Here is a 12,611-nt window from a genome sequence, read left to right on the forward strand (position 1 = left end):
CGGCAGCGACGGGTCGAGGTCGCTCATGACGTCACCGTCGTAGGCACCGGAGTCGTTCTTGTCGACGCCGTGCACGACCAGGACGGCCGTGCCCGCCTCGAACGCCGCGTGGACGTCGTCGGTGACCGGACAGCAGCAGGCCCCGCAACCGGTGGCGGCTCCCGCCCAGGGGACGAACTCGGCGGACGGCGCGACGGGAGCCCCCAGCGCCCCGCCCGCGAGGCCCGACACCGACACTGCCGCCGCTGACCCGGCGGTGGCGAAGCCGGTGTCGGTCGGCATCCCGACCATCGGGGTGACCAGCGACCTGCTGCGCCTGGGCCTCAACGACGACGGCACCGTCGAGGTGCCGCCGCTGGGCCCGGACGACCAGGCCGGCTGGTACGAGCGCGGACCCGCCCCGGGCGACGCGGGCCCGGCGGTCCTCCTCGGGCACGTCGACTCCGCCGAGCACGGACCGGGGATCTTCTTCGACCTGGGCGCGCTGCAGCCCGGGGACGAGGTGGAGGTGGCCCGCGCCGACGGCACGGTCGCCGTCTTCGCCGTCGACCGCGTCGAGCGCCACCCCAAGGACGACTTCCCGACCATCGAGGTCTACGGCGACACCGCCGACGCCCAGCTGCGGCTGATCACCTGCGGCGGGGACTTCGACTCCGCGGTACGCAGCTACGAGGACAACGTCATCGCCTTCGCGACCCTGGTGCGCACCGAGCCTGCCTGAGCGGGGGCGACGGCCCCGGTTCCTAGACTGCGGGGGTGTCGGCTACCTCGATGGGCAACCCGTCCGACTCGGTGCAGCCGCTGCACGCGGTGCTGTTCGACATGGACGGCACGCTGGTGGAGACCGAGGAGCTGTGGGGCGAGGCGATGGCCGCCCTCGCCGTCCAGCTGGGTGGCACCTTCTCCGCCGAGGCGCGGGAGCAGACCGTCGGCACCTCGATGCGGGTGGCGATGGAGGTCCTCCACGCCGACCTGGGTGTCGAGCGCAGCGAGGAGCAGCACCGGGCCGACGCGGCCTGGGTCGAGGAGCAGACCGCTCGGCTGATGACCAGCCGCGGGATGCCGTGGCGGCCGGGGGCCCGGGAACTGCTGGTCGCGGTGCGCGACGCCGGCCTGGCCACCGCCCTGGTGACGACGACGCCGCGCCGGATCGCCGCCCTGGTGATCGACCACATCACCACGGACCTGGGGCAGTCGCCCTTCGACCTCACCATCTGCGGGGACGAGGTGCCCGCCCGCAAGCCCGACCCCGCGCCCTACCTGCAGGCGATGCGCGAGCTGGGCATGGACCCAGCCGGGTCCCTGGTCATCGAGGACTCGCACGTCGGGGTCACCGCGGGGCTGGCCTCCGGCGCAGCCGTGCTCGGAGTGCCGTCGATGCAGTCACTGGAACCGCTGCCCGGGCTGACCCTGCGGTCGTCGCTCGCCGGGTTGACCGTCCCCGACCTGCGCCGACTGGTCGCCGACCGCGGTCACGCGCCGACCCCGGTCTGACCGCGCCACCGGCCGACTCGGTACAGCGACTGCATCGAGTCCGCAGCGGGTGCGGATCGGGTCAGTCGGTGGCGGCCGTCAGCGGCAGGGTGGTGCGCCAGCCCGCGGCAGCCGCGGCGTCGGCCGGGAACGGCGGGGGAGTGCCACCGAACGCCGGGCAGAGCGCCTGGTGGTCGCACCAGCTGCACAGCCGGCTCTTGTTCGCCCGGAAGTCGCCGGTCGCGACCGCACGCTCGATGGCGGCCCAGATCGCCTGCAGGGTGCGCTCGAACCGCAGCAGCTCCGCCTCGTCGGGGGCGTAGGTCAGCGCGTCGCCGTCCTTCAGGTACAGCAACTTGAGCTGGGCGGCGACCACGCCGCGGGTGCGCCACAGCACCAGCGCGTAGAACTTCATCTGGAACAGCGCCTTGGCCTCGAAGGCCTCCCGCGGCATCCCGCCGGTCTTGTAGTCGACCACCCGCAGCGCGCCGGTCGGGGCGACGTCCAGCCGGTCGACGTAGCCGCGCAGCAGCAGCCCGTCGGGCAGCGTGACCTCGACCAGCTCCTCGCGGCCGTGCGGCTGGATGCGGGTCGGGTCCTCGAGCCGGAAGTAGGTCTCCACCAGCTGACCGGCCGAGGCGAGCCAGGCCTCCAGGCTCTCGGCCTGCTCACCCTCCGGCGCCTCGAAGAGCTCGGCGACGCCCGGCTCCTCGCGCAGTTCGTCCCACGCCGGCGCCACCAGCGTCTGGGCGGCGGCGACGGTGCGCTCGGCGGCGGGCAGGTCGTAGAGCTTCTCCAGCACCGCGTGCACGAGGGTGCCCCGGACCGCGGCCCGGGACTTCTTCTCCGGCAGCCGGTCGATGGTGCGGAAGCGGTAGAGCAGCGGGCAGGACTTGAAGTCCGCGGCCCGGGAGGGCGACAGGGACGGACGCCGGGGAGCGGAGTCCGCGGCCGTCGTCCGCGCTGGGGACTGGTCGGTCTCCTGGGTTCCCGTCTCCGCCGTCAGTGTCATGCGCCCGAGGTTAGGTGTGCCCCCTGACAGTTCCGAGTGCGCACGCCGGGGAGTGGCCTCTTCGCCGTCCGTACCCTCGTCCCACGTGGACGTACAGCAGCAGCAACCCGCCGACGAGACCCCGACCGCGACCGAGGTGCTCGCCGACGTGCCGCTCGAGCCCGTGGTGGTCGACGGCGAGCCGACGCCGACCGACGCCCCCGAGCCGGTCGAGGGCGCCTTCCGGGTCGGTGACCGGGTGCAGCTCACCGACCCCAAGGGCCGGCACCACACCGTCGTCCTGGAGCCGGGCAAGGAGTTCCACACCCACCGCGGCGCGATCAGCCACGACGACCTGATCGGCTCGCCCGAGGGCTCCGTCGTCCACTCGACGGCGAACACCGGCTACCTGGCGCTGCGCCCGCTCCTCGCCGACTTCGTGCTCTCCATGCCGCGCGGGGCGCAGGTCATCTACCCCAAGGACGCCGCCCAGATCGTCGGCTTCGGCGACGTCGGCCCCGGCATGCGGGTGCTGGAGGCCGGCGCCGGCTCGGGCGCGCTGAGCTGCTCGCTGCTGCGCGCCGTGGGCTCGACCGGCACCCTCACCAGCTACGAGCGGCGCGAGGACTTCGCCGACGTCGCCCGCGGCAACGTCGGGGCCTTCTTCGGCGAGGTGCCGGAGAACTGGTCGCTGCGGCTGGGCGACCTGGCCGACCACCCGGCCGCCGAGGTCGTGGACCGCGTCGTCCTGGACATGCTGGAGCCGTGGGCCGTGCTGCCCACCGTCGCCGCCGCGCTGCGCCCCGGGGGCGTGCTGATCGGCTACGTCGCGACCACCACCCAGCTGTCGACCTACGTGGAGGCGCTGCGGGCCCAGGGCGTGTGGACCGAGCCGTACGCCTGGGAGACCATGCTGCGGCCCTGGCACGCCGAGGGCCTGGCGGTGCGCCCCGAGCACCGGATGGTCGCGCACACCGCCTTCCTGGTCACCGCCCGCCGGCTGGCCGAGGGGGCCGTCGCACCGATGCGGCAGCGGCGCAAAAAGCTCGCCTGACGCCTGGGCCGACACCTGCCGCACGTGTCGGGGCGATGACGTCCGGGCGCACCGCGCGCACCCGGTCCGAGCCTGCGGCGCCGTCGCCTCCCGCGTGTATAGATTGGCGTCCTGGCTCCCCCCGATGTGTGTGGAGGTGCGCGATGGGCCCCGGTACTGGCACTGGCCCCGACGAGTTCCGAGCGCGGCGTGAGCGTGACGTCGCCTCCCTGGTCAAGCAGATCTCCTACCTCGAGGAGGAGATCAGCCTCCTCCGACGGAAGGTCACCGACAGCCCGCGCCAGGTGCGCGCGCTGGAGGAGCGGCTCGCCGAGGCGGAGGGCCGCGCGGCCTTCCTCTCCGAGCGCAACGACAAGCTGGCCGGCACGCTGCGCGACGCGCGCGAGCAGCTGGTCACGCTCAAGGAGGAGGTCGAGCGGCTGGGGCAGCCCCCGTCCGGCTACGGCGTCTTCCTGGAGCGGTTCGAGGACGGCACCGTCGACGTGTTCACCAGCGGCCGCAAGCTGCGGGTGTCGGTGTCGCCGGCCGTCGAGGTCGCCGAGCTGCAGCACGGCCAGGAGGTCATGCTCAACGAGGCGATGAACGTCGTCGCCGCCCGCGGGTTCGAGCGCGCCGGGGACGTGGTGATGCTCAAGGAGCTGCTGGAGCCCCTGCCGGGCGTCCCGCGCCGCGCCCTGGTCATCGGGCACACCGACGAGGAGCGGGTCGTCTACCTCGCCGACTCCCTGGAGGGGCAGCCGCTGCGCAGCGGCGACTCGCTGCTGCTGGAGTCCCGCTCGGGCTACGTCTACGAGCGGATCCCCAAGAGCGAGGTCGAGGAGCTCATCCTCGAAGAGGTCCCCGACATCGACTACTCCGACATCGGTGGGCTCTCCCGGCAGATCGAGCAGATCCGGGACGCCGTCGAGCTGCCGTTCCTGCACGCCGACCTGTTCCGCGAGTACGAGCTGCGCCCGCCGAAGGGCATCCTGCTCTACGGCCCGCCCGGCTGCGGGAAGACGCTGATCGCCAAGGCGGTGGCCAACTCGCTGGCCAAGAAGGTCGCCGAGCTCAACGGCGACTCCGACCGGAGCCAGGGGAAGTCCTTCTTCCTCAACATCAAGGGCCCCGAGCTGCTGAACAAGTACGTGGGGGAGACGGAGCGGCACATCCGGCTGGTGTTCCAGCGGGCCCGGGAGAAGGCCAGCGAGGGCACGCCGGTCATCGTCTTCTTCGACGAGATGGACTCGATCTTCCGCACCCGCGGGTCCGGTGTCTCCTCCGACGTGGAGAGCACGATCGTGCCCCAGCTGCTCAGTGAGATCGACGGCGTCGAGGGGCTGGAGAACGTCATCGTCATCGGCGCCTCGAACCGCGAGGACATGATCGACCCGGCGATCCTCCGCCCGGGGCGCCTGGACGTGAAGATCAAGATCGAGCGGCCGGATGCCGAGGCCGCGCGGGACATCTTCACCAAGTACCTGACGACGACGCTGCCCATCCACGCCGACGACCTGGCCGAGCACGGTGGCAGTCGCGAGGCGACCATCGCCGGGATGATCCAGAGCACCGTCGAGCGGATGTACACCGAGACCGAGGAGAACCGCTTCCTGGAGGTCACCTACGCCAACGGTGACAAGGAGGTCCTGTACTTCAAGGACTTCAACTCCGGGGCGATGCTGCAGAACATCGTCGACCGGGCGAAGAAGATGGCGATCAAGGACCGCCTGGAGACCGGCGTCGGCGGCCTGCGGGTCGGGCACCTGATGAACGCCTGCGTCGACGAGTTCAAGGAGAACGAGGACCTGCCCAACACGACCAACCCCGACGACTGGGCGCGGATCTCGGGCAAGAAGGGTGAGCGGATCGTCTACATCCGCACGCTCATCAGCGGCAAGGGCGCCGACAGCGGCCGCGCGATCGACACCGCGACCAACACCGGCCAGTACCTGTAACGAGACGTCGTCCCCACCGGCCCCTGTTGCACTGCGGCAGGGGCCGGTGGGCGTCCGTGGCCGTCCAGCGTGGATCAGGTGACCTGATCGAACACTGGCCTCCCGCGGCAACGCTGGTGCGGGAGGCCAGCCGTTGGTGGAGGGGGACGGTCGGCCGACGGCCGGCGTCGACGGCGCCCCGCCTAGCCTGGCGGCATGAGCGTGCGACGGGTGATGGGCACGGAGCTGGAGTACGGCATCTCGGTGCCGGGGCAGCCGGGGGCGAACCCGACGACGTTGTCGAGCCAGGTGGTGAACGCGTGGGCGGTGGCCGAGGCGCCGACGCCGCGCCGGCCGCGGTGGGACTTCGAGGAGGAGTCGCCGCTGCGCGACGCCCGCGGGTTCGACCTTTCCCCGGCCCAGGCGCTGGACCACAACGACCTGGACGACGACGCGGGGATGGCCAACGTCATCCTCACCAACGGGGCCAGGCTCTACGTCGACCACGCCCACCCGGAGTACTCCACGCCGGAGGTCACCAACCCCCGCGACATCGTGCTGTGGGACAAGGCGGGGGAGCAGGTGATGGCAGAGGCGGCCCGCCGCGCCGCCCGGGTGCCGGGCACCCAGCCCATCCAGCTCTACAAGAACAACACCGACGGCAAGGGCGCCTCCTACGGGGCGCACGAGAACTACCTGATGAGCCGGTCGACGCCGTTCATCGACATCATCCGCGGGCTGATCCCGTTCTTCGTCACCCGCCAGGTCTTCGCCGGCGCCGGCCGGGTCGGGATCGGCCCCGAGGGCCGCACCGACGGCTTCCAGCTGTCCCAGCGGGCCGACTTCTTCGAGGTCGAGGTGGGCCTGGAGACGACGCTGAAGCGGCCGATCATCAACACCCGCGACGAACCGCACGCCAACCCGGACGACTACCGCCGGCTGCACGTGATCATCGGCGACGCGAACCTCGCCGAGCTGTCGACCTACCTCAAGGTCGGGACGACGGCGCTCGTGCTGGCCATGATCGAGGCCAAGGCGCTGACCCAGGACCTCACCATCGAGGAGCCGGTCGAGTCGCTGCAAGCGATCAGCCACGACCCGTCGCTGACCCACCGGGTGCGACTGCGCGACGGCCGCCGGCTGACCGCGATCGAGGTGCAGCGGGAGTACCTGTCGCAGGCGCAGAAGTTCGTCGCCGACAACGGGGACGACGACGAGCAGACCGCCGACGTGCTGCTCCGGTGGGCCGAGGTGCTCGACGAGCTCGCCGTGGACCCGATGCGGCTCGCCGACCGGCTGGACTGGCCGGCCAAGCTCCGACTGCTGGAGGGGTACCGGCAGCGCGACGGGCTCAGCTGGGGCGACGCCCGGCTGAAGCTGGTCGACCTGCAGTACTCCGACGTCCGGCCGGACAAGGGGCTCTACCACCGGCTGGTGGCCCGTGGCTCGATGCAGCGGCTGCTCACCGACGACGAGGTGACCCGGGCGATGACCAGCCCGCCGCCGGACACCCGCGCCTACTTCCGCGGCGAGTGCCTGCGCCGCTACCCGGCCCAGGTCGCCGCGGCGTCGTGGGACTCGGTGGTCTTCGACGTCGGCCGGGAGAACCTCGTGCGCATCCCGACCATGGAGCCGTTGCGGGGCACCCGGGAGCACGTCGGCGCGCTGTTCGAGTCGACGTCGACCGCGGCCGAGCTGGTCGACCGGATCACCGCGCGCTGACCTGACGGCGGTGCCCATCTCAGGGGGACCCCCAGAACGCGGCGGACTGTCACCCGGCGCGGGTAGCTTCTGCCTCAGCACCGACCCAGCAGCGAGCTCCGGAGGGTGAGATGGCCACGAGGGACACCGGCGGGCAGCAGAAGGCCACGCGCACGCGCGAGGAGACCGAGGAGGTCGAGGCGTCGGTCGACGCCGAGGCCGCCGAGCGGCGCCAGGAGATGACCGACGACGTCGACTCCATCCTCGACGAGATCGACGGCGTGCTCGAGGAGAATGCCGAAGAATTCGTTCGTGCATATGTACAAAAAGGGGGCCAATAGAAACCTCCTTCTGCCATTCTTGAAGAAAACGATCCAGAATGGTAGAACATAAGTTCTGTCGTGATTGCGGCGACAATCGCCCCGCATCTGAGTTCTCGGCGGACCGACGACGTCGGGACGGCCTCAGCTTCTACTGCAAGCAGCACGCTCGGAAACGAGTGCGAACATCGAGGGACCAGCGTCTCGGGCCGCCCAAGGCGCGGCATCCGCGCGACGTCCAGTTGGCACCTGGACAGAAGTGGTGTCCCGATTGCTCGACCGTGAAGCCGCTCGATGACTTCGTTCGCAACGCTGGTCAGGCATCGGGTCGCGGGCCCTACTGCAAGCCCTGTCACAACGCACGCGGTCGCGCGTCCAGGGACAAGTTCGGCGGGAGCCGGACGTACCACCTCCAGCGGAGGTACGGGATCACCGCCGCCGAGGCGGACGCCATGCTGGCGGACCAGGGCGGCGTGTGCGCGATTTGCGCCAAGGCGCCGGCGGCGCACGTCGACCACGACCATGGCACCGGGGCCGTGCGCTCACTCTTGTGCTTCAACTGCAACGGTGGGCTGGGGCAGTTCAAGGACGACCCGGCGCTGCTCCGGGTGGCCGCCCGGTACGTCGAGTCGCATCGGGCAGGCCAGCTGGTCGGCCCGCCCCCGGGCCAGCAGCGGTGGCCGACCGACTGACGAGCCCGCCGGTAGGGTCGGCGGGGCGTCGACCCGGCAGCTCCGCGGCCGGCCGGCGCAGCAGACGCAGCAGCACGGACCGCCGTCGCACGACGGCAGGAGAGGCGGATGGGTGACCGAGACGTCAGCTGGTCGGAGCGGGTTCCCGCCCGCGTACCTGGACCGGGTGGGCTCCTCGTTCACCGACTTCCTGGGCACCACCGCCCCCGACCTGCTGCCCGGCCGGCGCACCGTCCCGACGATGTCCGTGGCTGACCTCGCCCCGCACGCCACGACCATCGTCGCCGCCACCTTCGACGGCGGCGTGCTGATGGGCGGCGACCGGCGAGCGACCATGGGCAACCTGATCTCCAGCCGGGACATCGAGAAGGTCTACGCCGCCGACTCCTGGTCGGTCATCGGCATCGCCGGTGCCGCGGGCATCGCCATCGAGATGGTCCGGCTCTACCAGGTCGAGCTCGAGCACTACGAGAAGATCGAGGGGATGACGATGTCCCTCGACGGCAAGGCCAACCGCCTCGCCGCGATGATCCGGGGCAACCTCGGTGCCGCGATGCAGGGCCTCGCCGTCGTCCCGCTGTTCGCCGGTTACGACCTCGACGCAGCCGAGGGCGTCAGCCCGGGCCGCATCTTCAGCTACGACGTCACCGGCGGGAACTACGAGGAGCGCGGCTACGCCTCGGTGGGCTCCGGCTCGCTGTTCGCCCGCAACTCCCTGAAGAAGACCTGGCGCCCCGGCCTGTCCGCCGACGCCGCCACCCGCACCCTCGTCGAGGCGCTCTACGACGCCGCCGACGACGACTCCGCCACCGGCGGCCCCGACACCGTCCGCCGGCTCTACCCGATCGTCTACCGGGTCGACGCCGAGGGCGCCGTCCGGCTCCCGGACGACGAGGTCGCCGCCATCGCCACCACCATCGTCGCCGAGCGCTCGGCCGCAGACGGGCAGGGCTGAGCCATGACCATGCCGTACTACGCCTCGGCCGAGCAGGTCATGCGGGACCGCTCGGAGTACGCCCGCAAGGGCATCTCCCGCGGTCGCAGCGTCGCCGTTCTCACCTACGCCGACGGCGTGCTGTTCATCGCCGAGAACCCCAGCGCCACGCTGCACAAGGTCAGCGAGCTCTACGACCGCATCGGCTTCGCCGCCGTCGGCCGCTACTCCGAGTTCGAGAGCCTGCGGGTCGCCGGCATCCGGCTGGCCGACGTCCGCGGCTACTCCTACAACCGGCGTGACGTCACCGGCCGGGTCATCGCCAACGCCTACGCGCAGACCCTCGGCTCGGTCTTCACCGAGCAGATGAAGCCCTTCGAGGTCGAGCTCTGCGTCGCCGAGGTGGGGGAGGACTCCGCCTCCGACCAGCTCTACCGGCTCACCTTCGACGGGTCGATAGTCGACGAGGCCTCCTTCGTGGTCATGGGCGGGCAGGCCGAGGCGGTGAGCAGCCACCTGCGTGAGCACTTCACCCCCGGCCTGAGCCTGGCGGAGGCCCTGCAGGTCGGCGTCCGGGCGCTGTCCGCGGTCAGCCCGGCCACCGCGGCCAACGGCGGGGCGCACGACCAGCTGCCCGCCGAGCAGCTCGAGGTGGCCGTCCTCGACCGGCGGCGTCCGAAGCGGGCGTTCCGCCGGGTCGTGGGCGCCGCGCTGACCAGCCTGCTCTCCGACCAGGGGACCGCCGCTGAGCCCGCCGAGAGCCCCGCGGAGGCGGCCGGCACCCACGCGCCCAGCGCCCCGGCGCCCGGGACCCCGCCGGGCCTCGGCGACCCGGCGGCCGTCGACACCGCCGGCGGCAGCGAGCAGGCCTCCGCCCAGCCGAGCACGCAGGACGGCGTCGGGGGCGGCACCGACGGCGAGACCCCGGACAGCGAGCAGTGAGCGGCGCGGCGTACTCGGGACACGAGCCGAGTACGCCGCGGACGCCTAGGCTCGGCGAGGTGGAACGACGGATCTTCGGCATCGAGACCGAGTACGGCGTCACGTGCACCTTCAAGGGGCAGCGCCGCCTCTCACCCGACGAGGTTGCCCGCTACCTGTTCCGCCGGGTGGTCTCCTGGGGCCGCAGCTCGAACGTGTTCCTGCGCAACGGCTCCCGGCTCTACCTCGACGTCGGCAGCCACCCCGAGTACGCCACCGCTGAGTGCGACGACGTCACCGAGCTCGTCGTCCACGACAAGGCCGGCGAGCGGATCCTCGAGGGGCTGATGGTCGACGCCGAGCAGCGCCTGAACGAGGAGGGCGTCACCGGCGACATCTACCTGTTCAAGAACAACACCGACTCGGCCGGCAACAGCTACGGCTGCCACGAGAACTACCTGGTGGGCCGGCACGGCGAGTTCAGCCGGATGGCCGACGTCCTGATCCCGTTCCTGGTCAGCCGGCAGATGGTGGTCGGCGCGGGCAAGGTGCTGCAGACCCCGCGCGGCGCGGTCTACTGCGTCAGCCAGCGGGCCGAGCACATCTGGGAGGGCGTCTCCAGCGCCACCACCCGGTCGCGGCCGATCATCAACACCCGCGACGAGCCGCACGCCGACGCCGAGAAGTACCGCCGGCTGCACGTCATCGTCGGCGACTCGAACATGAGCGAGACGACGACGCTGCTCAAGGTCACCATCACCGACCTGGTGCTGCGGATGATCGAGCAGGGCGTGGTGCTGCGGGACATGACCCTGGAGAACCCGATCCGCGCGATCCGGGAGATCAGCCACGACCTCACCGGCCGCCGCAAGGTCCGGCTTGCCAACGGCCGGGAGATGTCGGCCCTGGAGATCCAGCAGGAGTACCACGACCGCGCCGCCGAGTTCGTCGACCGCGAGGGCTACGGCCCGGTGCACCGGCAGATGCTGGAGCTGTGGGGGCGCACGCTCAAGGCCGTCGACAGCGGCGACCTCTCGCTGATCGACCGGGAGATCGACTGGGCCATCAAGCACCAGCTGCTGCACCGGTACATGGCCAAGCGCGACCTGTCGCTGTCCAGCCCGCGGGTCGCCCAGATGGACCTCGCGTACCACGACATCCGGCGCAACCGCGGCCTGTACTACCTCCTCGAGAAGGCCGGCCAGGTCGAGCGGGTCACCCACGACCCGGCGATCTTCGAGGCCAAGAACGTCCCGCCGCAGACCACCCGGGCCAAGCTGCGAGGGGAGTTCATCCGGCGCGCCCAGGACAAGCGCCGCGACTTCACCGTCGACTGGGTGCACCTCAAGCTCAACGACCAGGCCCAGCGCACCGTCCTGTGCAAGGACCCCTTCAAGTTCGTGGACGAACGGGTGGACAAGCTCATCGCGTCCATGTGACGGCCGGGGACCACCGCGTCGGCGAGCCGCCAGGGCCCACGCCGTCGCATGTGACCACCTCGAGTGTGACCACCTCGAGTGTGACCACCTCGAGTGTGACCACCTCGGCGTCCTGCGCGGAGGCTCAGGACGGGCTGGGGGACGGCGCGGTGCCGGGCTCGGGTGTGCCGGCCAGGCGCGCCCACGTCGGCTCCCGGTCGGCGTCGAACCGCACGGAGCACGCCATCGTCACCACACCTGATCGCCGTGTCGTTGTACGACCGTTATCCCCAACTCCGCCGCACGTCCCGGGAAGACCGACCGCGTCGACGAGGGGGAGGCGGTCCCGCAGGGCACCTGGCCCGATGCCGTCGGCCCGGCAGACCATTGGCCTTGCACGGCGCTGCCGACCACACTGCCGCGGTGGGCACCGCACTCGTCACCGGCGTCGGTCGCCGCAGCTCCATCGGCTTCGCGGTCGCCCGGCGGCTGCTGGACCGTGGGGACCGGGTGGTGGTCCAGTCCTGGGCGCCGCACGACGCGGAGCAGCCGTGGGGCGGCGACGACCTGGCCGCCGTCCTCGCCGAGCTGGGGGACCCGCCGCACGTCAGCGTCGACCTGGCCGAGCCGGGAGCGCCGGGCGAGCTGGTCGACGCCGCCCGGGACGCCGTCGGTCCGCTGACCACCCTGGTCGCCGCCCACGCCCGCAGCGCCATGGGCCGGCTCGCCGAGGTGACGGCCGCCGAGGTGGACCTTTGCTTCGCGGTCAACGCCCGCGGCAGCCTGCTGCTCACGCAGGCCTTCGCCGCCCAGCACGAGCCGGCCGCCGGCCCGGGCGCCGTCGTCCTGTTCACCTCCGGCCAGCACCGCGGGCCGATGTCCCGGGAACTGCCCTACGCGATCAGCAAGGGAGCTGTCCAGCAGATGACGCTGTCCCTGGCCGACGAGCTCATCGACGCCGACGTCACCGTCAACTGCCTGAACCCCGGCCCGACGGACACCGGCTGGGCCGATCCGGCCGAGCAGGACGGCGTGGCCCGGCTGATGCCCCGGGGGCGCTGGAACAGCCCCGCGGAGGCGGCCGCCGTCGTCGCCTGGCTGACCGGCCCGGACGCCCGCTCGGTCACGGGCCAGACCATCGACGCCGAGGGCGGCTTCCGCCGCTGGGCCTGAGCCGGTGAGCGCCAGCGGTGA

12 protein-coding genes and 1 pseudogene are annotated in these 12,611 nt (G+C 71.8%); 11 read left to right on the forward strand and 2 right to left on the reverse strand.

The features are described 5' to 3' along the window. Positions 1-282 (reverse strand): annotated as a pseudogene (locus tag G5C62_RS27930) (hypothetical protein); the annotation flags it as partial. Here G5C62_RS27930 and G5C62_RS05155 point away from each other — a divergent pair. Both G5C62_RS05155 and G5C62_RS05160 read left to right on the forward strand, forming a co-directional pair. After that, complete coding sequence (locus G5C62_RS05155; protein WP_241175706.1) at positions 257-721, forward strand: class F sortase; 465 nt, start codon at positions 257-259, stop codon at positions 719-721. The pseudogene G5C62_RS27930 and the gene G5C62_RS05155 sit on opposite strands and share 26 nt — an antisense overlap. Before the next feature lie 35 nt (positions 722-756). Beyond that, positions 757-1,494 carry an HAD family phosphatase gene (locus G5C62_RS05160; RefSeq protein WP_241175707.1) on the forward strand — a complete coding sequence of 246 codons (738 nt, stop codon included), beginning with the start codon at positions 757-759 and terminating at the stop codon, positions 1,492-1,494. Positions 1,495-1,555: 61 nt separating this feature from the next. Here the strand turns inward: G5C62_RS05160 and G5C62_RS05165 are convergent, their stop codons facing one another. Then, on the reverse strand, positions 1,556-2,485 hold the full coding sequence (locus tag G5C62_RS05165; RefSeq protein ID WP_241175708.1) for a RecB family exonuclease: 930 nt from the start codon (positions 2,483-2,485) through the stop codon (positions 1,556-1,558). A gap of 166 nt (positions 2,486-2,651) precedes the next feature. On the opposite strand from G5C62_RS05165, the gene G5C62_RS05170 reads away from it, so the two are divergent. The 9 genes from G5C62_RS05170 to G5C62_RS05210 all read left to right on the forward strand — a co-directional run bounded on the left by G5C62_RS05170 (position 2,652) and on the right by G5C62_RS05210 (position 12,590). Continuing rightward, a complete protein-coding gene (locus G5C62_RS05170) occupies positions 2,652-3,518 on the forward strand; it encodes a tRNA (adenine-N1)-methyltransferase (RefSeq protein ID WP_164700190.1) in 867 nt (288 codons plus the stop codon). 143 nt (positions 3,519-3,661) lie between these two features. After that, the gene (gene arc, locus G5C62_RS05175) at positions 3,662-5,452 is read left to right on the forward strand and encodes a proteasome ATPase (protein ID WP_036332684.1); all 1,791 of its coding nucleotides are present in this window, start codon (positions 3,662-3,664) and stop codon (positions 5,450-5,452) included. 195 nt (positions 5,453-5,647) lie between these two features. Then, on the forward strand, positions 5,648-7,153 hold the full coding sequence (dop, locus tag G5C62_RS05180; protein ID WP_164700157.1) for a depupylase/deamidase Dop: 1,506 nt from the start codon (positions 5,648-5,650) through the stop codon (positions 7,151-7,153). A 110-nt stretch (positions 7,154-7,263) separates the two neighbouring features. Continuing rightward, complete coding sequence (locus tag G5C62_RS05185; protein ID WP_164700158.1) at positions 7,264-7,473, forward strand: ubiquitin-like protein Pup; 210 nt, start codon at positions 7,264-7,266, stop codon at positions 7,471-7,473. A gap of 38 nt (positions 7,474-7,511) precedes the next feature. After that, on the forward strand, positions 7,512-8,144 hold the full coding sequence (locus G5C62_RS28635) for an endonuclease VII domain-containing protein (RefSeq protein ID WP_164700159.1): 633 nt from the start codon (positions 7,512-7,514) through the stop codon (positions 8,142-8,144). Between the two features lie 112 nt (positions 8,145-8,256). Further along, positions 8,257-9,099, forward strand: a complete 843-nt coding sequence (gene prcB, locus G5C62_RS05195) for a proteasome subunit beta (protein WP_206330471.1) — start codon at positions 8,257-8,259, stop codon at positions 9,097-9,099. A gap of 3 nt (positions 9,100-9,102) precedes the next feature. Continuing rightward, positions 9,103-10,020, forward strand: a complete 918-nt coding sequence (gene prcA, locus G5C62_RS05200; protein WP_036332676.1) for a proteasome subunit alpha — start codon at positions 9,103-9,105, stop codon at positions 10,018-10,020. Between the two features lie 59 nt (positions 10,021-10,079). Next, positions 10,080-11,438 carry a Pup--protein ligase gene (gene pafA / locus G5C62_RS05205; protein WP_164700160.1) on the forward strand — a complete coding sequence of 453 codons (1,359 nt, stop codon included), beginning with the start codon at positions 10,080-10,082 and terminating at the stop codon, positions 11,436-11,438. Positions 11,439-11,840: 402 nt separating this feature from the next. Continuing rightward, positions 11,841-12,590, forward strand: coding sequence for an SDR family oxidoreductase (locus tag G5C62_RS05210; protein ID WP_164700161.1), 750 nt, complete (start codon positions 11,841-11,843; stop codon positions 12,588-12,590). Positions 12,591-12,611 lie beyond the last annotated feature (21 nt).

It is taken from the genome of Modestobacter sp. KNN46-3 (assembly GCF_011039295.1).